The sequence below is a fragment of the Pseudonocardia sp. CA-142604 genome, from assembly GCF_050948475.1.
In the GTDB taxonomy this organism is placed as follows: Bacteria; Actinomycetota; Actinomycetes; order Mycobacteriales; family Pseudonocardiaceae; genus Pseudonocardia; species Pseudonocardia alaniniphila.
In genome coordinates, this window is record NZ_CP192045.1 from 4,342,884 (window position 1) to 4,366,463 (window position 23,580).

The 23,580-nt window shown below is 69.4% G+C and carries 25 protein-coding genes; 8 read left to right on the forward strand and 17 right to left on the reverse strand.

Translation table 11 applies throughout. The annotated features are described in order from the left end of the window. Positions 1–26: 26 nt before the first annotated feature. From ACQPZQ_RS19665 to ACQPZQ_RS19690, 6 genes are all read right to left on the reverse strand, one after another. On the reverse strand, positions 27–872 hold the full coding sequence (locus tag ACQPZQ_RS19665) for an ABC transporter permease (RefSeq protein ID WP_433297879.1): 846 nt from the start codon (positions 870–872) through the stop codon (positions 27–29). An 18-nt stretch (positions 873–890) separates the two neighbouring features. Next, positions 891–1,817: an ABC transporter permease gene (locus tag ACQPZQ_RS19670; RefSeq protein ID WP_433297881.1), complete on the reverse strand. Its 927-nt coding sequence runs from the start codon at positions 1,815–1,817 to the stop codon at positions 891–893. A 93-nt stretch (positions 1,818–1,910) separates the two neighbouring features. Continuing rightward, positions 1,911–3,494, reverse strand: a complete 1,584-nt coding sequence (locus ACQPZQ_RS19675; RefSeq protein WP_433297884.1) for an ABC transporter substrate-binding protein — start codon at positions 3,492–3,494, stop codon at positions 1,911–1,913. 51 nt (positions 3,495–3,545) lie between these two features. Beyond that, on the reverse strand, positions 3,546–4,589 hold the full coding sequence (locus ACQPZQ_RS19680; RefSeq protein ID WP_433297886.1) for an ABC transporter ATP-binding protein: 1,044 nt from the start codon (positions 4,587–4,589) through the stop codon (positions 3,546–3,548). Continuing rightward, positions 4,586–5,599 carry an ABC transporter ATP-binding protein gene (locus ACQPZQ_RS19685; protein WP_433297889.1) on the reverse strand — a complete coding sequence of 338 codons (1,014 nt, stop codon included), beginning with the start codon at positions 5,597–5,599 and terminating at the stop codon, positions 4,586–4,588. Before ACQPZQ_RS19685 ends, ACQPZQ_RS19680 begins: the two co-directional genes overlap by 4 nt. 190 nt (positions 5,600–5,789) lie before the next feature. Continuing rightward, on the reverse strand, positions 5,790–6,809 hold the full coding sequence (locus ACQPZQ_RS19690; protein ID WP_433297891.1) for an Lrp/AsnC family transcriptional regulator: 1,020 nt from the start codon (positions 6,807–6,809) through the stop codon (positions 5,790–5,792). Positions 6,810–6,910: 101 nt separating this feature from the next. Between ACQPZQ_RS19690 and ACQPZQ_RS19695 the strand changes: the two genes are divergently transcribed. Then, positions 6,911–8,149, forward strand: a complete 1,239-nt coding sequence (locus ACQPZQ_RS19695; RefSeq protein ID WP_433297894.1) for a M20 metallopeptidase family protein — start codon at positions 6,911–6,913, stop codon at positions 8,147–8,149. 66 nt (positions 8,150–8,215) lie between these two features. Here the strand turns inward: ACQPZQ_RS19695 and ACQPZQ_RS19700 are convergent, their stop codons facing one another. The 3 genes from ACQPZQ_RS19700 to ligA are packed head-to-tail and all read right to left on the reverse strand — an operon-like array spanning position 8,216 to position 10,409. Further along, positions 8,216–9,181 (reverse strand): Gfo/Idh/MocA family oxidoreductase, encoded by a 966-nt coding sequence (locus ACQPZQ_RS19700; protein WP_433297896.1) that lies wholly within the window; start codon positions 9,179–9,181, stop codon positions 8,216–8,218. Then, a complete protein-coding gene (locus ACQPZQ_RS19705; RefSeq protein WP_433297899.1) occupies positions 9,178–10,020 on the reverse strand; it encodes a class III extradiol dioxygenase subunit beta in 843 nt (280 codons plus the stop codon). Before ACQPZQ_RS19705 ends, ACQPZQ_RS19700 begins: the two co-directional genes overlap by 4 nt. Next, a complete protein-coding gene (gene ligA / locus ACQPZQ_RS19710; RefSeq protein ID WP_433297902.1) occupies positions 10,020–10,409 on the reverse strand; it encodes a protocatechuate 4,5-dioxygenase subunit alpha in 390 nt (129 codons plus the stop codon). Before ligA ends, ACQPZQ_RS19705 begins: the two co-directional genes overlap by 1 nt. Positions 10,410–10,989: 580 nt before the next feature. Here ligA and ACQPZQ_RS19715 point away from each other — a divergent pair. Next, entirely contained in the window at positions 10,990–11,682 is a 693-nt protein-coding gene (locus ACQPZQ_RS19715; RefSeq protein ID WP_433297905.1) for a hypothetical protein, read from the forward strand. Positions 11,683–11,732: 50 nt separating this feature from the next. Here ACQPZQ_RS19715 and ACQPZQ_RS19720 read toward each other — a convergent pair whose 3' ends face one another. From ACQPZQ_RS19720 to rpe, 3 genes are all read right to left on the reverse strand, one after another. Beyond that, positions 11,733–12,116 carry a VOC family protein gene (locus ACQPZQ_RS19720; protein WP_433297907.1) on the reverse strand — a complete coding sequence of 128 codons (384 nt, stop codon included), beginning with the start codon at positions 12,114–12,116 and terminating at the stop codon, positions 11,733–11,735. Between the two features lie 181 nt (positions 12,117–12,297). Beyond that, entirely contained in the window at positions 12,298–13,239 is a 942-nt protein-coding gene (locus tag ACQPZQ_RS19725; RefSeq protein ID WP_433297909.1) for a phosphoribulokinase, read from the reverse strand. Between the two features lie 25 nt (positions 13,240–13,264). Beyond that, positions 13,265–13,945 carry a ribulose-phosphate 3-epimerase gene (gene rpe / locus ACQPZQ_RS19730; RefSeq protein ID WP_433297911.1) on the reverse strand — a complete coding sequence of 227 codons (681 nt, stop codon included), beginning with the start codon at positions 13,943–13,945 and terminating at the stop codon, positions 13,265–13,267. Between the two features lie 116 nt (positions 13,946–14,061). On the opposite strand from rpe, the gene ACQPZQ_RS19735 reads away from it, so the two are divergent. Continuing rightward, entirely contained in the window at positions 14,062–14,730 is a 669-nt protein-coding gene (locus ACQPZQ_RS19735; RefSeq protein WP_433297913.1) for a response regulator, read from the forward strand. Beyond that, entirely contained in the window at positions 14,727–15,929 is a 1,203-nt protein-coding gene (locus ACQPZQ_RS19740; protein ID WP_433297915.1) for a GAF domain-containing sensor histidine kinase, read from the forward strand. The genes ACQPZQ_RS19735 and ACQPZQ_RS19740 overlap by 4 nt, the downstream gene beginning before the upstream one ends. Here ACQPZQ_RS19740 and ACQPZQ_RS19745 read toward each other — a convergent pair. Continuing rightward, a complete protein-coding gene (locus ACQPZQ_RS19745; protein WP_433297918.1) occupies positions 15,913–16,944 on the reverse strand; it encodes a class I fructose-bisphosphate aldolase in 1,032 nt (343 codons plus the stop codon). The two genes, ACQPZQ_RS19740 and ACQPZQ_RS19745, sit on opposite strands and share 17 nt — an antisense overlap. Positions 16,945–17,104: 160 nt before the next feature. On the opposite strand from ACQPZQ_RS19745, the gene ACQPZQ_RS19750 reads away from it, so the two are divergent. Beyond that, the gene (locus ACQPZQ_RS19750; RefSeq protein ID WP_433297921.1) at positions 17,105–17,905 is read left to right on the forward strand and encodes a sulfurtransferase; all 801 of its coding nucleotides are present in this window, start codon (positions 17,105–17,107) and stop codon (positions 17,903–17,905) included. Here the strand turns inward: ACQPZQ_RS19750 and ACQPZQ_RS19755 are convergent. Further along, positions 17,902–18,840, reverse strand: coding sequence for a LysR family transcriptional regulator (locus ACQPZQ_RS19755; RefSeq protein WP_433297924.1), 939 nt, complete (start codon positions 18,838–18,840; stop codon positions 17,902–17,904). The two genes, ACQPZQ_RS19750 and ACQPZQ_RS19755, sit on opposite strands and share 4 nt — an antisense overlap. A 129-nt stretch (positions 18,841–18,969) precedes the next feature. On the opposite strand from ACQPZQ_RS19755, the gene ACQPZQ_RS19760 reads away from it, so the two are divergent. From ACQPZQ_RS19760 to cbbX, 3 genes are read left to right on the forward strand one after another with little or no spacing between them, the layout of a single operon-like run. After that, positions 18,970–20,400 carry a form I ribulose bisphosphate carboxylase large subunit gene (locus ACQPZQ_RS19760; protein WP_433297927.1) on the forward strand — a complete coding sequence of 477 codons (1,431 nt, stop codon included), beginning with the start codon at positions 18,970–18,972 and terminating at the stop codon, positions 20,398–20,400. 8 nt (positions 20,401–20,408) lie between these two features. After that, on the forward strand, positions 20,409–20,843 hold the full coding sequence (locus ACQPZQ_RS19765) for a ribulose bisphosphate carboxylase small subunit (protein WP_433297929.1): 435 nt from the start codon (positions 20,409–20,411) through the stop codon (positions 20,841–20,843). Further along, a complete protein-coding gene (gene cbbX / locus ACQPZQ_RS19770; protein WP_433297931.1) occupies positions 20,840–21,943 on the forward strand; it encodes a CbbX protein in 1,104 nt (367 codons plus the stop codon). Before ACQPZQ_RS19765 ends, cbbX begins: the two co-directional genes overlap by 4 nt. Before the next feature lie 213 nt (positions 21,944–22,156). Here the strand turns inward: cbbX and ACQPZQ_RS19775 are convergent, their stop codons facing one another. From ACQPZQ_RS19775 to ACQPZQ_RS19785, 3 genes are read right to left on the reverse strand one after another with little or no spacing between them, the layout of a single operon-like run. Further along, positions 22,157–22,627, reverse strand: a complete 471-nt coding sequence (locus ACQPZQ_RS19775; protein WP_433297934.1) for an SRPBCC family protein — start codon at positions 22,625–22,627, stop codon at positions 22,157–22,159. Continuing rightward, a complete protein-coding gene (locus ACQPZQ_RS19780) occupies positions 22,624–22,959 on the reverse strand; it encodes an ArsR/SmtB family transcription factor (protein WP_433297936.1) in 336 nt (111 codons plus the stop codon). Before ACQPZQ_RS19780 ends, ACQPZQ_RS19775 begins: the two co-directional genes overlap by 4 nt. After that, complete coding sequence (locus ACQPZQ_RS19785) at positions 22,956–23,501, reverse strand: TIGR03086 family metal-binding protein (protein ID WP_433297938.1); 546 nt, start codon at positions 23,499–23,501, stop codon at positions 22,956–22,958. The genes ACQPZQ_RS19780 and ACQPZQ_RS19785 overlap by 4 nt, the downstream gene beginning before the upstream one ends. Positions 23,502–23,580 lie beyond the last annotated feature (79 nt).

A 23,580-nucleotide genomic window follows, 5' to 3' on the forward strand; every position in this document is an offset into this window, starting at 1 on the left:
GGAAGGGAGGTGGCGACCGCCGGTGCTCATGCCGCAGGCCGGTCCACGACCTGCATTCGGGGGTCCAGCGCGTCCCGCAGGCCGTCGCCGAGCAGGTTGAAGGCGAGAATGGCCAGGAAGATCGCGATGCCCGGGAAGGCTGTCAGGTGCGGAGCGCTGAAGATGAACTGCCGCCCTTCGCCGAGCATCGTCCCCCATTCCGCGGTCGGTGACTGCACGCCGAGGCCGAGGAATCCGAGCCCGGCTGCAAGCAGGATGCTCACCCCGATGCTCAGCGTCGCATGCACCAGCACGGGCGTCAGTGAGTTGCGAAACACGTGCAGGGTGATGATCCGCAGGTTTCCGGCGCCCAGCGCCCGCGCCGCCTCGACATAGGGCTCCTCGCGCAGGCTGAGCACCGAGGAGCGCACGAGTCTGGCGATCACCGGGATGACGCTGACGCCCACCGCGATGATCACGTTCTGCAGGCTCACCCCGAGCAGCGCGACGAGGGTGAGCGCCAACAGGATGCTGGTGAAGGCGAACAGCATGTCGGCGAAACGGGAGACGACCAGGTCGGCCCAACCGCCGAAGTACCCGGCCACGATCCCCAGCGGCACGCCGATGAGCAGGCCGATCGCCACCGCCAGCACGCCGATGAGCAACGAGATCCGGGTGCCGTACATGAGCCGGGTGGCGATGTCGCGCCCCAGCTGGTCGGTGCCGAGCCAGTGCGATCCCGAGGGTCCCTGGATCGCGACGGACAGGTCCTGCGCGTTCGGGTCGTAGGGCGAGATCAGCGGCGCGACGGCGGCCAGCAGGATGAACGTCAGGATGATCCCCAGCCCGATCAGCGCCGGGGGGTGGTGGCGGAAGCGCCGCCAGGCTCTCATCGGGTTCCCTCCACCATCTCAGTACCTGATCCGCGGGTCGACGACGACGTAGAGGACGTCGACGATCACGTTCAGGAGGATGAACAGCGTGGCGTAGACGAGGACGAGGCCCTGCACGACGGCGAAGTCACGGGCGGCGATCGAGTCGACCATCAACCGCCCGATACCGGGCCAGCCGAAGACCGTCTCGGTCAGGACGGCCCCGCCCAGCAACGCTCCGAACTGCAGGCTGATGACCGTCAGAACCGGGATGAACGCGTTGCGCAACCCGTGGCGGATGATCACGGTGCTCGGTGGTGCGCCCTTGGCCTGCGCCGTCCGGATGAAGTCCTGTCCGAGCACCTCGAGCATGCTGGCGCGCGTCATGCGGGAGACCAGCGCGGTGGAGAACGCCGCGAGGGTGCCCGCCGGCAGCACGATGCTGAGCGGCCCCTCGCTACCGGCGGCGGGCAGCCACCCCAGCGTCACGGCGAACACCAGGATCAGCAGCAGGCCCAGCCAGTACACCGGCATGGACACGCCCGCCATCGCCACGCCGGAGATCACGTGGTCGAGGACGGAGTTGCGCCGCACGGCAGCGATGACGCCCGCGGTCACCCCGATGAGCGAGCCGACGAGGGTGGCCACCGCGGCCAGGGTGAGCGTGGCCGGCAACCGGGCGACGATCTCCGTGACGACCGGCCGGGACGTGCGGGCCGACTCGCCCAGGTCGCCCTGGAGCACGCCGGAGATGAACGACCAGTACTGCGACAGCAGCGGCTGGTCCAACCCCAGCTGGGCGCGGAGCCGGTCGACCTGTTCCGCGCTGGCGTCCAGACCGGCCAGGACCCGTGCCGGGTCGCCGGGCAGCACCCGCAGCATCAGGAAGATCAGCACCGACACCCCGAACAGGGTGATCAGCGACAGCAGCAGCGTGCGCACGATGTGTGCTGCGGTGCCTTTCATCGCGACAGGCCCTTCATGCCCGGCTTCCCCTTCTGCATGTCCGCGGCCGCTCCCGCCCCCGTGCCGGAGGCGGGAGCGGCCGCATGGTCTGGCTCAGCTCGCCGGCCGTGCGTGGATGGCGTCGAACTTCTCGGTCGGCGTCGTCGTGATGCCGGTGACGTCGGTGGAGTGGACGACCGGGAAGGACTGGGTCCACAGGAAGATCCAGGGCGCCTGGTCCCAGATGATCTTCGACGCGTCGCAGTACAGCTGCTTGCGGACCTCCTGGTTGATTTCGGTGTCGGCCTGCGCCAGCAGCTCCTCGACCTTCGGGTCGGTGTAGAACGCCGTGCCCAGACCGGCCGGCGGGTGCGTGGCCTTGCGGAACATCTGCATCTGCATGTCGGCGTCCAGGTAGGCCGGCGCCCAGCCCAGCAGGTGCATGTCCACCGTGTTCGGCGACGGCGCCGCGTTCACCCGCGCGAGGAACGACGGGAAGTCGCTCGTCGAGACGTTCACGGTCAGGCCGGCCTCACGCAGGTAGCCGGCGACGGCCTCGGAGGCCTGCTGGTCCTGCACGTAACGGCCGCTGGGGGTGAGCAGGTCGAACGTCGCCCCCGCAACGCCGGCCTGGGCGAGCATCTGCCGGGCGCGGTCCGGGTCGTAGGGGTAGGTCCCGGTGCTGCAGTAACCGAACAGGCTCGACGCCATCGGCGCGTCCATCGGCTGGGCGGCCCCGAACAGGACGCTCTTGATGATCGCGTCCTTGTCGACCGCGTAGTTCAGCGCCTGGCGCACCATCGGGTTGGACAGCCGCGCATCGTTGTTGTCGAGCGCGATGTAGATCGAGCGGTCGCTCTCGCCGAGGATCACCTTCACCGCGGAGTTGTTCTGCAGCGCCTCGATGTCCGAGACCGGCGGCAGGATGATCATGTCGACCTGGCCGGCGAGCAGCAGGCTCTCGCGGGTGGCGGCTTCCGGAACCACCCGGAACTCGACGGTGTCGTAGTACGGCTTCTCACCCCAGTAGTCGGCGAACTTCGTGACCTTGACGCTCTGACCGGCGACGTAGTCGGTGAACGTGTAGGGCCCGGTGCCGACGGGGTGCTGGTAGTTGTCGTTGGTGTTGCCGTCGGCCGTCACCGAGGCCGGCGAGATCATTCCTGCCGTCGTCACCGACAGGGCGCTCAGGAAGCCCGGGGACGGCCGGTTCAGCACGATCTGGACGGAGCTCTCGTCCTTGGCCGTGACGGACTTGATCACCTCGAAGGGTGCGCCCAGCGGGACGGTCAGGTTCGGGTCGGTGATGCGCTTGAGGTTGAACACCACCGCTTCCGCATTGAACGGCGTGCCGTCGTGGAACTTCACGCCCTTACGGAGGGTGAGGTCGATCGTCAACCCGTCGGGGGACGTCTGGATGGTGTCGGCGAGGAGGCCGACGACCTTGCCGTCCTCGATCTTCACCAGCGTCTCGACCGAGTAGTCGACGATGTTCTGCACGGTCGTCGTGGTCTGACCGGCGGGGTCGAAGGTGTCCGGGTCGACGCCGATGGCGATCGAGAAGGACGAGCTCCCGCCGTCTCCCGACGACGCGGCCGGGTCCTCGGAGAAGCTGCAGGCGCCCAGGAGGAGGCCGGCCGCCACGACTGCTGCGAAGGCTCTTATCCGGACGGTGCGTCCTCGTGCTGTTGTGCTCATGGGCTCCTGCTTTGACGTGGTGCGATGTGGACGTTCCAGGCTGTGGCTGTGCTAGGCGACCACCGGGCGGACCTCGGCGAAGTGGCAGGCGCTGGGATGGCCGTGGCCGAAGCGGTCGACGAGCTGGGGCTCCTCCTCGGCGCAGATCTGCTGGGCCTTGGGGCAGCGGGTCCGGAAGTTGCAGCCGGACGGCGGGTTCGCCGGGCTCGGTGCGTCGCCGGTGAGGATGATCCGCTCGCGGGATCCCCGCTTGCGTGGATCGGGGATGGGCACTGCCGACAGCAGCGCCTGCGTGTAGGGGTGCGCGGATCGGTTGTAGATGTCGTTCCGGGTGCCGATCTCGACGATCTTGCCGAGGTACATGACGGCCACGCGGTCCGAGATGTGCCGGACGACCGACAGGTCGTGGGCGATGAACACGAAGGCCAGGCCCAGCCGTGACTGCACCTCGCCGAGCAGGTTCACCACCTGGGCCTGGATCGACACGTCCAGCGCCGACACCGGCTCGTCGAGGACGAGGACCTGGGGGTCCAGGGCCAGGGCCCGCGCGATGCCGATGCGCTGCCGCTGGCCGCCGGAGAACTCGTGCGGGTAACGGTCGGCCTGCTCCGGTGTCAGCCCGACGGACTCCAGGAGCGTGTCCACCCGCGCACGCAGATCACTGCCGGAGGCCAGGCCGTGGATCCGGTAGGGCTCGCCGACGATGGCCCGCACGGTCATCCGCGGGTTGAGCGAACGGTAGGGGTCCTGGAAGACGAACTGCACCTCCCGGCGGACGGCCTTCATCTTCGCGCCGCCGAGGTTCGTGATGTCGTTGCCCTTGAAGAAGACCCGGCCTGACGTGGGCTCGAGGAGCTTGACCAGGGTGCGGCCGGTGGTGGTCTTGCCGCACCCCGATTCCCCGACGAGCCCGAGGGTCTCGCCGGCGTCGAGGCTGAAGCTGACGCCGTCCACGGCGTAGACCGTGCCGATCTGGCGGCGGGTCACCCCGCCCCGGATCGGGAAGTGCGTCCTGAGGTCCTCGACCCGTAGGATCTCCGCGCCGTGCGCCGTGCGTTCGTGCAGGTCATGGGGTGGGTTGCCGGATGCGTTCATGACGTCGCCGTTCCGAGTTGGGCGCCCATCTCGTCGGACACCACGGCCATCTCTGCGGGGACCTCGTCGGAGAAGTGGCACGCGGCCTGCTGCCCGTCGCCGACATCGCGGAGCAGCGGCACCTCGGTGCGGCAGATCTCCCGCCCCTTGGAGACCCGGCACCGCGGGTGGAAGGCGCAGCCCGTGGGCAGGTCGATCAGGCTGGGCGGCGAACCGGGGATCGGTTCGAGCTGCTCGACGTCGACGTCCAGGCGGGGAAGGCTGCTCATCAGGCCGAGGGTGTAGGGGTGCCGGCACGCGGCGAAGATCGAGAACACGTCGGCGACCTCCACCACCTTGCCGCCGTACATGACCACGACGCGGTCGGCGTTCTCGGCGATCAGCCCGAGGTCGTGGGTGATCATGATGGTGGCGGCGTTGGTCCGCTCCTGCGCGGTCCGGAGCACGTCGAGCACCTGAGCCTGGATCGTCACGTCCAGCGCGGTGGTGGGCTCGTCGGCGATGAGCACCTTGGGGTCGTTGGCGATGGCCATCGCGATCATCACGCGCTGGCGCATGCCTCCCGAGTGCTCGTGCGGGTACTGGTCGTACCTGCTCTCGGGGTCGGGGACGCCGACCATCGCGAGCAGTTCGATCGTCCGGGTGCGCGCCTCGTCCCGTCCGATGCCGCGGTTGTGCAACCGGATGGTCTCCGCGATCTGGTCGCCGACCGTGAGCACCGGGTTCAGGCTCGTCATCGGGTCCTGGAAGATCATCCCGATCGCCCGGCCGCGCAGCTGCCGGAGGGCCTTCTCCGACATCTTCAGGAGGTCCTGGCCCTCGAAGAGGATCTCGCCGGCGACGATCCGGCCCGGAGGCTTCTGGATCAGGCCGAGGATCGACATGGCCGTCACGCTCTTGCCCGACCCCGACTCACCGACGACACCCAGCGTCTCGCCGGGATGGAGATCCCAGCTGACGTCGTTGACGGCCTTGACCACCCCTGCTGGCGTGACGAATTCCGTCGTCAAACCGCGGATCGATAGGACGGGATCGCTCACCAACGGGCCCTTCGTGACGGATCAGTTGGTGAAAAGTAGGGCAGATCGACATCGACTGGGTGACAGTCGTATAACGGCCGTGGATCATCGCCGTGTTACGCGTGTGATCGCGGATCGCTCTCCGCCGCCGCGCCGGACCCGTGCGCTGTCCGGTCCATACCTACTCGTCCGGGTTCACCGGGTCCTGCCACACGTCCATCCGCACCATGCCGACGGCGCGCCCTTCGTCGTCGAGCAGGTGGCCCATGCGCTTCACCGCGCGCAGCACGACCAGCCGGTCGAGCACCTCGACGTCGGGCACCTTCTGCAGGAAGTCCTGCTCGAACCGGTGGACCTCCTCCAGGGAGGAGAGCCACGCGACCACGAGCAGGCTCGGCGTGCTGGCGAGGGTGGCGCACAACCGCACCTCCCGCAGCCGCGCGAGCGTGGTGGCGACGTCGTGCAGGCGGCCGGCAGGCGCGTCTGCCGACAGCACCACCGACACCGGCCAGCCGGCGAGCGGCGCCGCCACCTCGGTGCGCAGCAGGATCGCACCGGAGCTGATCAGGCGGTCCACCCGGCGGCGCGCGGTCGGCTGGCTGATGCCCGTGACCTGCGCCAACGTGGCATAGGACGCGCGGGCGTCCACTCCGAGCGCGGACATGAGCTCGCGGTCGACGGCGTCGAGGGTGGCGGCGCGGGTCGGCGGAAGTGGTGCACCGCCTGCGGCCGCGGGGAGCACCCCGAGGCGCCACAAGCTGCCTTCGGCGTAGAGCCGGGTGGCGATCCGGGCGCGCGTGCCGGTGACGCCTGGCACCCGGTCCAGGCGTTCGAGCAGGTATCGCCCGAGCGTCGGCAGGTCGACCGCGGCGACGGTCATCAGCAGATCCCGGCCGCCTGCGGTGATGTCGACCGAGAGGGCGTGCGCATCGCCTGCGAGTTCCTGCGCCACCCGCGTCTTGGCGCTGGGCAGGCAGGTGACATCGACGTAGGCGAGGCACTGGGCGTGAAAGGACCCAGGTCCGGGTGTGCCGGTGGCCCAGGCGGCGCCCGTGGAGCGCAACCGCTCCCACCGGCGTGATGCGGTCACGGGGTTCGTGCCCACGATCTCGGCGACCGTCGTCCAGGGAGCCCGTGGATCGCGTTGCAGCGCCTCCACCAGAGTAAGGTCGTCCTTGTCGAGCGCAACCGATCCCTGCATCTCAGCGACCCTTCGTGACGGATATATGCAGATTCTGTCGCATGTTGGAGGAATCGGCCGACTTCTCTTAACGTTCGGCGGGTCGACATCAAGGGGGGCACATGGCTGGGTCAGCGGCACTGCGCGACGACGCGCACGCGATGCAGGGCGAGCTGGCGCAGCTGCGCCACCGGTTGCACCGTCGTCCCGAGGTGGGGCTGCAACTACCCCGGACGCAGGAAACCGTCCTCGAGGCGCTGGAGGGACTCCCGCTGGAGATCAGCACGGGCGAGGCGCTGACGTCGGTGACGGCGGTCCTGCGTGGCGGTCGTCCGGGCCCGGCGGTTCTCCTGCGCGGCGACATGGACGCGCTGCCGGTGCAGGAGGAGACGGGATTCGACTTCACCAGCGAGGTCGACGGGGTGATGCACGCCTGCGGTCACGACCTGCACACCGCGATGCTCGCCGGTGCGGCCCGGTTGCTGAGCGCCCACCGCGACCAGCTCGCCGGGGACGTGGTCTTCATGTTCCAGCCGGGCGAGGAGGGCTGCGACGGCGCCGGGAAGATGCTGGCCGAGGGTGTGCTCGACGCCGCTGGCACGCGGGTGTCGTCGGCCTACGGCATGCACGTGATGTCCTCGGCGATCCCCCCGGCGCAGTTCATCACCCGGCCGGGCCCGCTGATGGCCGCAGCCGACGAGCTGCGTGTGGTGGTGCGCGGTGCCGGCGGTCACGGTTCGGCGCCGCACCTGGCGCGTGACCCGATCTCGGTGGCCGCTCAGCTCGTGGGCGACCTGCAGACCCTGATCACCCGGCGGTTCAACGCCTTCGACCCCGTGGTGCTCACGGTGGGCTCGTTCCACGCCGGAACGATGCGCAACATCATCCCGGACGAGGCGCGGTTCCAGGCGACGGTCCGGTCGTTCTCGGCGGCGGCGCGGGAGCAGATGCGTGTCGAGTCGGTGCGGTTGTGCGAGTCGGTGGCCGCCGCGTACGGCATGGAGGTGGACGCGCAGTACCTCGAGGAGTACCCGGTGACCGTCAACGACGCCGACCACGCCGCGTTCGCGGCCGGGGTCGCCGCCGACGTGTTCGGTGACGAGAGGTACGCCCCGATGGTGCACCCGCAGACCGGTGCCGAGGACTTCTCCCGTGTGCTGGCCGCGGTGCCCGGCTGCTACCTGTTCCTGGGGGCGGCAATGGGCGAGGACTGGCAGACGGCCCCCAACAACCACAGTCCGCGCGCCCGGTTCACCGACTCCGTGCTCTCCGACGGCGTGCTGCTGCACGCCGAGTTGGCGGTGCGCGCGCTCGAGCGGGACTCCGCGGGGGAGGCTGTCGGCGCCGCAGTGGCCGGCTGAACCGGACGCGATCCGCAAAGGCAGAGCCCGGCCGCCGACGCGATGCGCCGGCGTGGCCGGACCCGGCTACGACGTCTCTGGGCGGAGCTGCGCGTCGAGATCGGCCAGCACCCGATACGACGGCAGCACCGCCCGCACGCTCGACTCCGGTTCGCGGCCCTGGCGGATCGCCGCGACGAACTCGCGATCCTGGCCCTCGATGCCGTTCTGCGGCGCAGGCACCGCGGAGAGATCGACCGGCTCCTCGTGGCCCGTGAACAGGTCGTCATAGCGCGCGAGGTACGTGCCCGTGTCGCCGATGTAGCGGAAGACGCTGCCGAGCGGGCCGTCGTTGTTGAAACTGAGCGACAGGGTGCACAGCGTTCCTCCGCTGGTGCGTAGCTGCACCGACATGTCCATAGCGATGCCGAGCTCCGGGTGGGTCGGGCCCGTCAGGATGTTCGCCGCCACCACCTCCTCTCCGGTCTGGTACCGGAGAAGGTCCACCGTGTGTGCGGCGTGGTGCCACAGCAGGTGGTCGGTCCAGCTCCGCGGCTCGCCGAGTGCGTTGATGTTCGTGCGGCGCAGGAAGTAGGTCTGCACGTCGAGCTGCTGCAGACTCAGCTCGCCGCGCCGGATCCGGTCGTGCACCCAGCGGTGCGAAGGGTTGAACCGGCGGGTGTGGCCGGCCATGCACACCAGCCCGGTCTGCTCGGCGACCTGGGCGACGAGTTCGGCATCGGCCCAGGAGTCGGCGAGCGGGATCTCGACCTCCACGTGCTTGCCCGCCCGCAGCGCGGCGAGGGCCTGCTCCGCGTGCAGCGGGGTGGGAGTGGCGAGAATGACCGCGTCGATGTCATCGCGCGCCAGCACCCGGTGCAGGTCGCTGTCGGCATGCGCCACGCCATGACGGTCGGCGAGCTTCTCGGCCTGTTCGAGCGGAAGGCTCACCACGGTGTCGACCACCGCATCCTCGATCGCCGAGAGCGCGTCGAGATGCTTGGCCCCGAACGCTCCGGCGCCGACGAGCGCGATCCGTAGCGGCGCCGTCATGCCGAGGCGTCCAGCACCATGTGGCCGACCGCGGTGTTCGACGCCGGGACGTGGTAGTGGCGGTGGAGCTCCGTCACGTCGGGTCCCAGTGCCCCGCGCATGATCAGCCACATCACCATCTCGATGCCCTCCGTCCCGACTTCGCGCAGGTACTCGAGGTGTGGAATGCGCCGCAGCGCTTCGGGATCGGTGACGAGCCGATCCATGAAGGCGTGGTCGAACGGCGTGTTGATCAGCCCGGCGCGCGGGCCCTGAAGTTGGTGGCTCATGCCACCCGTTCCCCAGATCTGCACGTCCAGATTCTCGTCGAAGCTCTCCACCGCACGCCGGATGGCCTCGCCGAGCAACCAGCACCGGTTTCCTGTGGGCGGCGGGTACTGCACGACGTTGACGAGCACCGGAACAACCTTCACGGGCCACGCCTCGGGCTGTCCGAACATGAGCGACAGTGGCACGGTCAGCCCGTGGTCGACGTCGTGCTCGTTGAGGACGGTCATGTCGAACTCGTCGAGGATCAGCGACTCGGCCAGGTGCCACGCCAGTTCGGGGTGTCCCTGCACCGTGGGGACCGGACGGGCACCGAACCCTTCGTCGGCAGGACGGAACGAGTCGCCGCAGCCGATGGCGAACGTCGGGATCATTCGCAGGTCGAACGCCGTGGCATGGTCGTTGTAGACGAGGATCACGACATCCGGTGGCTCCCGGCTGATCCATTCACGGGTCCAGGCGAATCCGTCGAAGAGCGGCTTCCAGTAGTCCGTGCCCTCCTGGTCGTGATCGATCGCGGCACCGATCGCCGGCACGTGGCTGGCTGCTACCCCTGCGGTGATTCGGGCCATCAGCGGCCTTCCCTGATCGATCGCTGCCCCTCGGGTGACCGGCCCCCGGCAGCCATCATGGCGGTGTACTCCGCCACGCTCACCCCGGACATCGCACTGGCCGCCTCGGACATGCTGGTGCCATCCGTGGCGATGATCTTGGCGAGAAAATAGATGTTGCCGCCCTCGGCCAGCGCGGCGTTCCAGTTCCGGTCGAGCACGGCCCGCTTCTGCGCCTCGGTCATGGGCCACTCGTCGAGGTAGCTGCGCTCGTCGGCAAGGAATCGTGCGCGGTTCTCGGCGTGGCGCAGGCTCATGCAGAACTGGTTGAGATGGTAGCCCTTGCGCGTCTGCCGTCCGGTGAAGACGGTGGTGCCGGGAATGTCGTGAAGGTGTGCCTCAGTGCTCATGGGTTCGCTACCCATCCTGCCGGCCGTCCGCCATCGGATGGATACCCGAGTGTGAATTGTGGGCCCTCGAGATAATCATGGGTGCAACCCTAGTGATCGACTCGGGTCATGCCGATCTGGTTCGTGCATGGACTCATTGAGGTTCGCTATCGACATCACGGCCGGCGCAGACGGAGGAGCATCGAGATTCGCCACCGGAAACCATTCCCGGGGTGGTCGCAGCGGTTCGGTCCCGAGTCGGGCCATTGTCGGCCGGGCCGGTGTGTCCAGGTCTTCTTCGGCCCTGAACGGCCACGATGGGTGGTTCTGGAGGCGAAGAGCTATTCGATGTCATTCTCCCATTACATCCGTTCATCCGATCCCGCGAAACCCGGCGTCGCGGCCATTCCCCGACATCGAGGCATGGTTCGGCAGGCGCCTTCCAGGTAGCCGGTATCCGGACTCTCCCCCAGCGGTAGCGGCGGAGGGTGGCTGGCGGGGATGTCCGCTTAGTACGTGATGCACATCCTGGAAGCGTCAGCGCCGAGCTACCGGCGGCCGAGCTGTCAGCGCGAAACCGTGCCGCAAGGAGAAACGATTAATGAATGTGACGCTCGCGACGACCGCATTTGCGCCGGTCGTCCTCGGATTCTTCGGACTGGGCACCGGCTATCTCATTTACGGGCCCCAGGAGCTGTTCGGCTTCCCGCGCCGTGATGCCTCGGTGGACCGGGCCTCCGGGGTCTGGGGCATCTGGCTTCCCGGCTTCTGCCAGTTCGTCACCGGGGTGTACCTGTTCGTGGCGTTGACCTGGCTGGAAACCTTGAAGGATCCGGTGCTGTACACCGCCGCGCTTGCGTTCTCCGCCTACGGCATCCACTGGTTCGCGCTGGGTTGGAACAGGTATCAGGGCAACGACGTCCGTCCGACCGGCCTGATGTCCATTGCCTTCACGATCATCTCGGTACTGGGCCTGGTGGTCTTCTTCGCCGCCGGAGCCTGGCCCGTCGGGATCCTGTTCGCCGGCCTCACCGGTGTCTACGTCAGTGAGTTCTTCGCCAGCTTCCGCATCGGGGCCAGGACGGGTCCGCCGTCTTCGCTGAGCGGGGCGCAGGCGAGTGGTGGGGTTCTGAGTGGGTCCCTGGGCGCCAGCCGAGCACCCGAGGCCTCAGTGGTCAACCCGGGGGAGCGCGCGCTCGGGTTCTTCCATCTGGTCACCGGCCTCTGGCTGATGTACCTGACCTTTGCGACCACCCTCGACATCTCGCTGCACTCCATGTTGCCGGGCGGCTGACCGATCTTGCTGTGGCTCCCGGGGACGGTCCGCGCCGACGAGGTCGCGGACTACTCCCCGTAGACGCTCAGTTCGACGAGGTTCTGGTCCGGGTCCCGCACGTAGACGCTCCGGATCGTCCCGGTGGCGCCCGTGCGGTCGACCGGGCCCAACTCGATCGCCACGCCACCCCGCTTCAGGTCCTCCATCACGTCGTCGAGTGCTCCGTCCACGATCAGGCAGAAGTCCTGGCTCCCGGGGACGGGGCTCGCGGCGTGCGGGGAGAAGGGGTGGCCCGCTTCGTGGAGATTGATCTTGTTGCGGCCGAAGGTCAGGGCCTTGCGACCCTCCCCGAACGTCACGAGGTCCATGCCGAGGACCTCGGTGTAGAACGTGATCGTCTTGCCGAGGTCGGCAACGGTCAGGACGGTGTGGTCGAGCCGGTCGATCCGCATGACGAACTCCCAGTGGTGCCTGTCGCGATGAGGACGGCGGTCTGTGGAGCGGGGCCGTTTCCGGTGTACCGACCGCCGTTCGCTGCCATCACATCACGGTAGTGCAGGGCCTCGTGGGTCGTCCGTGAATGCGAATTCGTGAATTCCGAAAAGGCCCGCACTGGGCGCTTTTCGCAGCTCGTCAGGCTCCGCCCATCAGGTGGTACAGCAGGATGAGCTGAGCCAGCCGCAGCGGTTCGTTGTGCTCGCCGTCGGCCAGCGTGCCCAGCCCGTCCGGCAGTGGGTCGTCGACCGGGAGGCGCTCCCAGATCGCGTTGGCCACCGTGGTGCTCTGCTCGGTGGGGGCGTAGCCGTGGATGTGCAATGCGTCGACCGGGCTGCCGTCGACGTCCCGCATCAACTTGACGTGCATGGCCTTGCTCGGCGTCTCCGCGAGGATCTCGGCGAGCGGTGGGTGCGGAATGGTCGGCCGGAGCAGGATCGTGGCCGACAGCGGGGTGTCCGGGGGGTCGTCACGGCCCTCGATCGGGCTGAAGACGATCACGATGTCGGCGTTGCTGCGCTGCGAGCGGATGAAGCGCTCGGACTCGGGCTCGCGCCGCTGCATCTCGGCGCGGACCTTCTCCTCCGTGTAGCCCCGTTTGGTGGTGTCCCGCGTGATCTTCCACCGGGTGCGGATGTCCTCGGGTGGGGCGAGGAAGACCGTGACGTCGAAGCATGCCCTGGCCAGCTTGGTGTACAGCGGCAGCAGACCCTCGACGATCACGAACTCCCTCGGTTCGAGCAGTACGGGCCGGGTGAGAGTGCCGTCGCTGTGGTCGTACACCGGTTTGAGCACCGGTTTGCCGGTGGCCAGCAGCTGGAGGTGCTGCTCCATGATCTCGACGTAGTTGCAGTCCGGGTGCAGTGGCGTGAACGGCAGCGACGCTCGTTCCGCCCGGTCGTACCGGTGGTAGTCGTCCACACAGAGGGAGGTGCTGCGCTCTGCCCCGAGCGCCTTCACGAGGCCGCCGGTCAGGGTGGTCTTGCCCGCGGCGCTGTCGCCGGCGATCCCCAGCATGATGGGCCGCACCGGCGGTGGTCCTGTCTCTGCGCGCTGCATCTGCATCAACTTGTGCGACATGGCTCTTCTCCCGTCCCGCACCTGGTCATCGCCAGGCCTCCTCGGCGCGCTCGCGCAGCTCCGTGACGGCCGCCGCGAGGCCGTCTGGGTGGCGGTAGAGCGCACTGCCTGCGCAGAACACGTCGGCACCGGCACGTGCGGCGCCACCGATCGTTGCCGGACCGATCCCGCCGTCGACCTCCAGCTCGATCCGTTGACCGGACCGTCCGATGAGCCGGCGCGCGGCTGCGATCTTCGGTTCCATGCTCGCCAGGTACGGCTGGCCGCCGAACCCGGGGTTCACCGTCATCACCAGCAGCAGGTCGACGATGTCGAGCACGTGCTCGACCGCCGTCAGCGGGGTGGCCGGGTTGACCGCCACCCCGGAGCGCGCGCCGAGGTCGCGGATCGCGCCCAGGGTGCGGTGGAGGTGGACGCACGCCTCGGCGTGCACGATGACCAGCTCGCAGCCTGCCTCGACCATCTCCCCGACGAGCGCGTCCGGCTCGACGACCATGAGGTGCGCCTCGAACGGCAGCGCGGTGTGGGGTCGCACGGCGGCCACCACGTCCGGACCGAACGTCAGGTTCGGCACGAACCGGCCGTCCATGACGTCCCACTGGATGCGGTCGGCGCCGGACTTCTCCAGCGCCCGGCACTCGTCGCCCAGGGCGGCGAAGTCCGCCGGGAGAACCGAGGGCGCGATCTGGGCGCGTCGTCTGTCCATCCGCGGACGGTACGAACCCGTCAGGCGGTGCCGCTTCCCCCGCAGGTGGGGCTCATGGGGTGGCAGCGGCTTCCTCGCCTTTCTCGACGACCCCCCGGTATCTACTGTTCTCGGGCATGGAATCCGGCACAGCGCGGCCCTTGCGCCTGGTGATCGTCGACGATCACCAGATCGTGCTGGACGGGCTCAAAGCGATGCTGCTGCCCTACGCCGACCAGGTCGAGATAGTCGGCGAGGCCAGTAGACCGGATGAGGCGATCCGGATCGTCGCGGAGCAACAGCCGGACGCCGTGCTGCTCGACGTGCGGCTGCAGAACTCCAGCGGACTCGACCTGTGCGCGGACCTCCTGGAGCAGGACCCGGGCTGCAAGATCGTGTTCCTGACCGTCTACGACAACGAGCAGTACCTCTACCAGGCGCTCCGCCTGGGCGCGGCGGCCTACCTGCTCAAACGGATCGAAGGCAGTGAGCTGGTCGCGTACCTCACACGGGTGCACGAGGGCGAGACGCTGGTCGACCCGGCGCTGGCCAGCCGGGTCGCGCTGTCCGCGGCGCGGGTGCAGAGCGGGGAGTTCTGGCCGGGTGCGCAGCTCGGGCTCAGCCAGCGCGAGAGCGAGGTGCTGGCCCTCATGGTGGCGGGGCTGTCCAACCGGGCCATCGCCACCAAGCTCTTCGTCAGCGAGGAGACGGTCAAGACGCACTCGCGGGGGATCTACCGCAAGCTCGAGGTGAGCGACCGGGCGGGCGCTGTCGCTGCTGCCCTGCGCGAAGGGGTCTTCCAATGACCGAGGGACGCCTCGGCCTGGCGGACGCCGAGCACGAGGTCGGCCTGCTGATGCGCATCATCGAGACCATCTCGGCAGGTCTCGACCTCGACGCCGTCGCCCAGCGGGTGGCCGTGGTGATCACCGAGATGACCGCAACCGACGTCTGCTTCGTCCACCTCATCGACGACTCCGGCCGTCATCTGGAGCTTCGGGGGGCCACTCCGCCGTTCGAGCGGGTGGTCCGGCGGATCGAGCTGTCGGTGGGCGAGGGCGTGGCCGGATGGGTGGCCGCGCACCGCGAGCCCGTGGTGATCGTGCAGGACAAGTTCGCCGACCCCCGGTACAAGTACATCCCCGAGCTGCGCGGAGAGGACTTCACGTCGCTGGTCTCGGTCCCGATCATCACCCGGCTGGGTGCCCTGGTGGGCGTCCTGAACGTCCACACACGCCTCCGCCGCGAGTTCACCGGGGCCGACGTGCAGCTGCTGCGGTCGATTGCCGGGCTGATCGCCGGCGCGATGGACAACGCCCGGTTGCACCGCAGGCTCGCCGAGCGGGAGGAGGCGCTCGAGCGCTTCACCGAGCGGATGGTGCGGATGCAGGAGCTGGACCGGCGGCGGCTCGCGGGGGAGATCCACGACGGCATCGGCCAGCGCATCGTGAGCCTGTCGTTCTACCTGTCCGCTGCAGCGGACCTGGTGGGCACGAACGCCACGCTGGCAGGCGAGCAGATCGACAAGGCGCAGCAGCTCGCGGCGGCCGCGCTGGACGAGGTCAGTGCGGCGATGACGGGCCTGCGGCCCTCCGTGCTGGACGACCTGGGGCTGGCGGCGAGTCTGGAGAGCCTCGCGCACGCCTCCCCTGAGCTGGACGTGGACGTCCAGGTCTGCGCCGAAGCGCTGCCCGAGCACCTGGAGACGGCGCTCTACCGGATCGCCCAGGAGTCCCTGCAGAACGTCGTGAAGCACGCGTCGGCGCAGAACGTGGAGATCCGGTTGAAGGTCTCCTCGGGCACCGTCCTGCTCGAGGTCAGCGACGACGGCGTGGGTTTCGATCCGGCGTCGGTGCCGGAGTCCGAGAGCCCCGGGTCGGGTGGGTACGGATTGTCCGGGATGTTGCAGCGTGCCGAGCTGCTCGGCGGCCGGCTGGAGGTGGACAGCGCCCCTGGCCGGGGCAGCACGCTGCGGGTGCGGGTGCCGCTCAGGCTGAGGCGGTGACCTCGAGCCGATCCTCCAGCTCGGGGGAGTAACGGCCCATGGCGGCAGCCCCGTTGCACCGGGCCCGGTGCGCGAGGATCCGCTGGGCGGCAGGCGCCTCGTCCTCCCGGCCTGCCCAGGCCGACAGCGCAGGGGAGAGCAGCGCACGTCCGTAGGAGAAGGTGAGCCGCCACGGCTGGGGGTCTGCCCGGTTGAGGGCGTCGAGATGGACGGTGGCGGCCTCGTCGCCCTGGCCGCCGGACAGGAACGCGATGCCCGGCACGGCCGCCGGGACGTGCCGGCGGAGGCAGCGCAGGGTGGCCGTGACCACCGCGGCCACATCCCGCTGGTCCGGGTGATCCGTGCCGGGCAGCACCATGTTCGGCTTCAGCACGATGCCCTCCAGCAGCACGCCTTGGCCGGCGAGCTCGGCGAACACATGGTCCAGTGCGTCCCCGGTGGCCTGTTCGCTGCGCTCCAGCGAGTGGTCGCCGTCCATCAGCACCTCGGGCTCGACGATGGGCACGACCCCGGCTTCCTGGCACAGCGCGGCGTAGCGGGCGAGCGCATGTGCGTTCGCCCGGAGGCACCTCGTCGTGGGTCGCTGCTCGCCGATCCGGATGACCGCCCGCCACTTCGCGAACCGTGCGCCGAGCTCGACGTACTCCGCGAGCCTCTCGCGCAGGCCGTCGAGCCCTTCGGTGACCGTCTCGTCGGTGGTCATGGCCAGCGGCTTCGCGCCCGTGTCGACCTTGATGCCGGGCAGCATCCCGGCATCCTCGGCGGTCCTCGGGATCGGCGTTCCGTCGGACGTCTTCTGGCGGAACGTCTCGTCGAAGAGGATCACCCCGCTGATGCTCTCGCCCAGGCCGGGGGTGGTCACCACGATCTCGCGGAACTGCCGGCGCGACTCGGCGGTGGCGGCCACCCCGACTGCGGTCAGCCGCTTGTCCATCGTGCCGGTGCTCTCGTCGGCGGCAAGGATGCCCTTGCCCTCGGCCACCAGCGCCCGCGCGGTCGTGACGAGCTCGGTCATGGCGTCCTCCTTCGCCGGGTGCGGAAGGCGGGCACGCCGACTCGCCGCCCGGAGTCCCCGGACGGTAGGCGGGTGCAGCGGGACGTCCTTCCCTCCGGCGAGGGGTTTCCGGTGGGAGACGCACTCACCCCGGCGCGCCGGTGCTCGTACCCTCCGAAGTGTGATTGCTCCCGTCGTCTCAGATGCTCCAGCCGGCGCCGTGCTCGCCGACGTGCGCTCCTACCTGGACGGGCGTGTCGGCCGCGACGCCTACGACGCCGGCCACCTGCCCGGAGCCGTGTTCGTCGACCTCGACGAGGTGCTCGCCGACCACACCGACCCGAGCGTCGCGGGCCGCCACCCGCTTCCCGCGCCGGAGGCGTTCGCCCGTGACATGTCCGCCCTCGGGATCGGTGACGACGACGTCGTGGTCGCCTACGACGACGCAGGCGGCGTCATGGCGGCGCGACTGGTGTGGATGCTTCGGGCGACCGGTCACGAGGCCGCGCTGCTCGACGGCGGGATCCAGGCCTACGACGGCCCGCTCGAGACGGATCCGCCGCTGCGCGCGCCCGCGACCTTCGCCGCCAGGCCGTGGCCGCAGGACAAGCTGGCCTCGATCGATGAGGCTGCGCGGACCGGTGCCAACGTCGTGATCGACGCCCGTCAGCGCGAGCGTTTCGAGGGCGCCCCGGACAACCTGGACCCGCGCTTCGGCCACATCCCTGGCGCACGCAGCGTCCCGTGCCGGGAGAATCTCGCGCCGGACGGTCGCTTCCTGCCGCAGGACGAGCTCAGGGCCACGTTCGCCGAGGCGGGCATCACGGGGGAGCAGCCCGTGATCTCCTACTGCGGATCGGGCGTCACGGCGTGCCACAACCTGATCGCACTCGAGCACGCCGGTCTCGGCGGTGGCCGCCTCTTCCCCGGCTCGTGGTCGCAGTGGAGCCGCGACCCGAACCGTCCGATCGAGACGAGCTAGCGGTCCCCGACCGCCTCGGCGGGCGTTCGGGAGCGGCGGCGAGCTCCTGGGGGGCGTTCGAACTCGCCGTTGGCGAGCAGCTGGTCGACGAGCAGGCGCGCGGTGGCAGGCGGCCCGCTCCGGTGGGCCAGCAGGTACCAGTCGCGTTTCAGGGGGGCGCCCGGCGCGGCGAGCTCGACCAGTCGACCCTCGGCCAGGTCGCGGGCCACCGCGTCGCGGGAGATCAGGGTGACGCCGAGCCCGACGGCCACCGACTCGCAGACCGCGGCATTGGACGACAGCGTGAGTTGCGCGGGCGTGAGGTCGAGACCGGCCAGGTAGGAATCGGTGGTGGCCCGGGTGCCCGACCCGGGCTCGCGCAGCACCCACGTTTGCGCGGCGAGCCAGCTCAGCAGCTCGTCGCCGCTGTGCTGCGGTGAGCCGGGCGGACCGACCACGATGAGCTCGTTTGGCCGCACCGCGAGTGCCACGTGGTTGCGGGTGCGGACCGGGCGGCCGCCGAGCACGAGGTCGACCTCGTGGTCGTCGAGCAGAGCGAGCACCTGCGCCCGATTGCCCACTTCGACGTGGATTCGTGCCTCGGGGTGGGCCTCCCGGAAGCGGACCAGAATCCTCGGCAGCAGGTGGTCGCCGACGGTGGTCACCGCCGCGATGCGCAGCTCACCCCGCGCGGGTTCGCCCTCGGAGCCTGCAGCGACCCGCGCCTCGTCGAGCAACCCGAGTACGCGGCGCAGGTAACCGGCGTAGATGGCGCCTGCCGGGGTGAGCCGCAGGCCTCGGCCACTCGGCTCGACGAGCTGGAGTTCGAGTGAGCGTTGCAGTGCCGCGATCGACGCCGAGACCGCGGACTGTGTGACCACCAGCCGCGCCGCGGCCGCACTGACCGACCCGGTCTCCGCGACCGCAAGGAACGTGCGCAGCTGCGCCAGTGTCATCGCAGGCTCACCCCACTCATAAGTCAATCCTTGACGATGTCGAGGCGATTCTCAATAGACAGTTCGATAGTCCGAGGCCACGGTGGGGAACTCCAGCCGTAGACGAACACACACACCGAGGTGGTGGAGATGGCCGAACGCTGGGGCGCGGGCGTGATCCCGTACGCCGAGATGGGTTACTGGCAGCCGGACTACGAGCCGAAGGACAGCGACGTGCTGTGCGCCTTCCGGATCACGCCGCAGGAGGGCGTGCCGCCGGAGGAAGCCGGGGCGGCAGTGGCGGGGGAGTCGAGCACCGCGACCTGGACGGTGGTGTGGACCGACCGGCTCACGGCGTACGACCACTACCAGGCGAAGTGCTACCGGGTGGACGAGGTACCCGGGACGCCCGGGCAGTACATCGCCCACATCGCCTACGACCTCGACCTGTTCGAGGAGGGGTCGATCGCGAACCTCACCTCGTCGATCATCGGCAACGTCTTCGGCTTCAAGGCGCTGCGGGCGCTGCGCCTGGAGGACATGCGGATCCCGCCGCACTACGTGAAGACGTTCCAGGGGCCGGCACACGGGATCGTGATGGAGCGGGAGTACCTGGGCAAGTACGGGCGGCCGCTGCTCGGCGCCACCACCAAGCCGAAGCTGGGCCTGTCCGCGCGGAACTACGGGCGGGTCGTCTACGAGGCGCTGCGCGGCGGGCTGGACTTCACCAAGGACGACGAGAACATCAACAGCCAGCCCTTCATGCGCTGGCGGGACCGCTACCTGTTCTGCATGGAGGCGGTGAACCGCGCGCAGAGCACCACCGGCGAGATCAAGGGGCACTACCTCAACGTCACCGCCGCGACGATGGAGGACATGTACGAGCGTGCCGACTTCGCCAAGGAGCTCGGCAGCGTGATCGTCATGATCGACCTGACCGTCGGGTACACGGCGATCCAGTCGATGGCCCGCTGGGCGCGGGCCAACGGCGTGATCCTGCACCTGCACCGCGCCGGGCACGGCACCTACACCCGGCAGAAGACGCACGGGGTCAGCTTCCGCGTGATCGCCAAGTGGATGCGGCTGGCCGGGGTCGACCACATCCACGCCGGCACGGTGGTCGGCAAGCTCGAGGGCGACCCCAACGCGACCGCCGGCTTCTACGACGTCCTCCGCAAGGACCACGTGAGCGCCGACCCGGTCAAGGGCCTCTACTTCGACCAGGACTGGGCCTCGCTCGCCACCGTGATGCCGGTGGCCTCCGGCGGGATCCACGCCGGTCAGATGCACCAGCTGCTGCACTACCTGGGCGAGGACGTCGTGCTGCAGTTCGGCGGCGGCACGATCGGGCACCCGATGGGCATCGCCGCGGGCGCCACCGCGAACCGGGTGGCCGTCGAGGCGATGATCAAGGCGCGCAACGAGGGCCGCGACTACTACGCCGAGGGCGAGGACATCCTCAAGGCCGCCGCGAAGCACAGCCGCGAGCTCGACGTGGCGCTCTCCACCTGGGGCGACATCACGTTCAACTACGAGTCCACGGACACCCCGGACGTCGTGGCGACGCCGACACACGCCTAGGAGCACCGATGCACATCACGCAGGGAACCTTCTCCTACCTACCCGATCTCACCGACGAGGAGATCACCGCGCAGATCGACTACGCACTGGGCAATTCGTGGCCGCTGTCGGTGGAGTTCACCGACGACCCGCACCCCCGCAACACGTACTGGGAGATGTGGGGGATGCCGATGTTCGACCTGGCGGACGCGGCCGGCGTGTTGATGGAGGTCAACGCGTGCCGGGAGGCGTACCCGAACTGCTACATCCGGCTCAACGCCTACGACGCGCGGCTGGGGCGGCAGACGATCGTGCTGTCGTTCCTGGTCCATCGGCCGGCCGAGGAACCAGGGTTCCGCCTGGATCGCCAGGAGAGCCACGACCGGGTCATCCGCTACACCACCCATGCGTACGCCACCGAGCGTCCGGCGGGTGAGCGGTACCAGCCCGCCGACCGGCGATGACGGCATCGGACGGCGGCCGGCCGAGCTTCGGGATGCCGCGGCCCGGGGTGACGTCGCCGGATCCCGACGACTCCGGCGACGGCGATCGTCGTAACGGCGAGGCCGGGGACGACCGTCGCGTCGAGGTTCCCGGTGGTGGGTCCGCTGAGGAGTCGCTGCCGGAGGACGCGACGGTCGACCTCGAAGCCGAGCGTGCGGCGTCGGGTATCGACGAGATCCTGGCAGGCCTGGACGAGGAGCTCGTCGGGCTCGCCCAGGTGAAGACGAGGATCCGGGAGATCGCCGCGCTGCTGCTGGTGGACCGCGTTCGGGACCGCTTCGACCTCGCCACCGAGCGGCCCAACCTGCACATGAGCTTCACCGGCGGCCCCGGCACCGGGAAGACAACGGTGGCACTGCGGATGGCCGGGCTGTTGCAGCGGCTCGGCTATCTCCGCAAGGGCCATCTCGTGGCCGTGACACGCGACGACCTGGTCGGGCAGTACGTCGGGCACACCGCGCCGAAGACCAAGGAGGTCATCAAGCGCGCGATGGGCGGTGTCCTGTTCATCGACGAGGCCTACTACCTCTACCGGGCGGAGAACGAGCGTGACTACGGCCAGGAGTCCATCGAGATCCTGCTGCAGGTGATGGAGAACCAGCGCGACGACATCGTGGTGATCCTCGCCGGCTACCAGGACCGGATGGAGGAGTTCTTCGCGTCCAACCCCGGGATGAGCTCACGCATCGCCCACCACCTGCATTTCCCGGACTACGAGCTCGACGAGCTCCTCGCCATCGCGCAGATGATGCTGCGCAGACAGCGCTACCGCCTGTCCGCCGACGCCGAGCAGACGCTGGACGACTATCTGCGCCGCCGGATGCGTCAGCCACGGTTCGCGAACGCGCGCAGCGTGCGCAACGCGCTCGAGCGCGCCCGCCTGCGCCACGCCAATCGCCTGGTGGACGAACCCGGTCGGGAGTGGGCCAAGGACGACCTGATGCGGCTCGAACCCGCCGACTTCCTGGCCAGCCGGGTGTTCTCGGCCGACGTGGACGGCGGCGGCGAGCGGCCCGGGGCTCCGAAGGCCGATGAGCGGCCCGCCCACAGTGATCATTGAGGTGCGTGTCAGCGCATAGATCGGCACGCGCGGGGCGCCCAAGGACAGCGACGTGCTCTGCGTATTTCCGCATCACGTCGCAGGAGGACGTGCCGGCGGAGGAAGCCGGGTCGGCATGCCCAGCCGCGGAGCCAGGCCGGGCCGGGAGGCGGCGGTCACAGCGTGACCTCGCAGCTGGTCTCCACCGCGGCGGCTGGCATCGACGCCGGGGAATCAGGGTCGATCGTCGCTTGCGAACGACGGCACACGGCGGTCGGCGAGCGGGTCTGGGCCAGGCCGCACGCCTCGTGCGAGCGCGCACAGCCTGCCGAGGTAGTGAATCCATCCGCCGTGGTGCGCGGCGGCGGCGTCGTCGTCCAGGCCGCGGTGTACGAGCTTCAGCAGCGTGGACGCGGGGCCGTCCGTGACGAGGTCGATCTCGACGGTCGTCGATCCGGGCGGGATCCCGACCTCGGTCCGCTCCCAACCGTAGGTGAAGACGACGCGGCGATCCGGGACCAGCTCCAGGTAGCGACCGGAGCACGTGTCCCCGTTCGCGTGGGTCCACCGGACGGCCCCGCCCACCACGGGGTCCAGGATGGCGTCGACCGCCATCCACTGCGCGAACAGGTGAGGTACAACGAGCATCCGGTAGATCTCGGCGGCCGGGGCGTGGATCACGAGTTCCTGCACCACAAGCTTCACGGCGGCCCGGGCCGTCCTGGCGCCCGGCGGGCCTCGGCGACGCTTTTCAGCCGGGCGAGCGGTTCCGCCCAGAACGCGTCGAGGAAGGCGGCGACCTCAGCGACCCGACCGAGGTCGGCTCGGTAGAGCCGCCGGTTCCCGTCGGTGCGCACCGTGATCAAGCCCGTGTCGCGCAGCAGCTTGAGGTGCTGGCTCGCCGCCGACTTGGACAATCCCGCTGCCTCGGCGAGCTCGGTGGCGGGCCGCTCGGTGTCCCACACCAGTCGCAGCATCTCCCGCCGACCGGGATGGGCCAGGGCGCGGATCTGCTCCTCGCGGGCTGGTTCGCTCATGGGCGCCGGCCCATCGCGCCCAGTAGCCGGTCCTGGGCAGGTGCGTCCGGGGGAACCGGCACGGCGGGTCCGACGAGGCCCGCGGCCCGGCCGTGCGCGGGCATGTCCGGAAGGAACATCATCACGCACGCCTGGACGAGCGCCGGATCGAGCGTGCTGTCCTGGCCGGTGGCCACCGCGAGGTCCCAGGTGTGGACCAGTGTGTCCATGAACGTGCCGGCCACAGCTTCCGCCACCGTCCACTCGAACCCGAGCGGCGAGACGCATGTCCGCGCGAGGACTGCGGGGTAGGTGAGGGCCGCGAGCACCTCGTCGACGCGCTTTCGGTAATCGTCCGCCGTCACACCCTGTACCGGCGCCGGCGCGCCGCCCTGCGAAGCCGCGAGCAAGTAGGCCGGCCCGCCGGCCATGTGGTCCATCAGCTGTTGCACCGACCACTCCTCGCAGGGCGTTGGCGCGGACAGCTTCGTCGCACCGACGCCGGCCATCACGGTTCCACTCCGCTGCGCAGCTGCCTGGAACAAGCCGACAGGATCGTGCATCTCGCCCTCCCGTTGTTCAAGAGTCGCTAAATTTAGCGATTGCTGAACTACTTGGGAAGGCCTCGTGTCCGGCACGGCG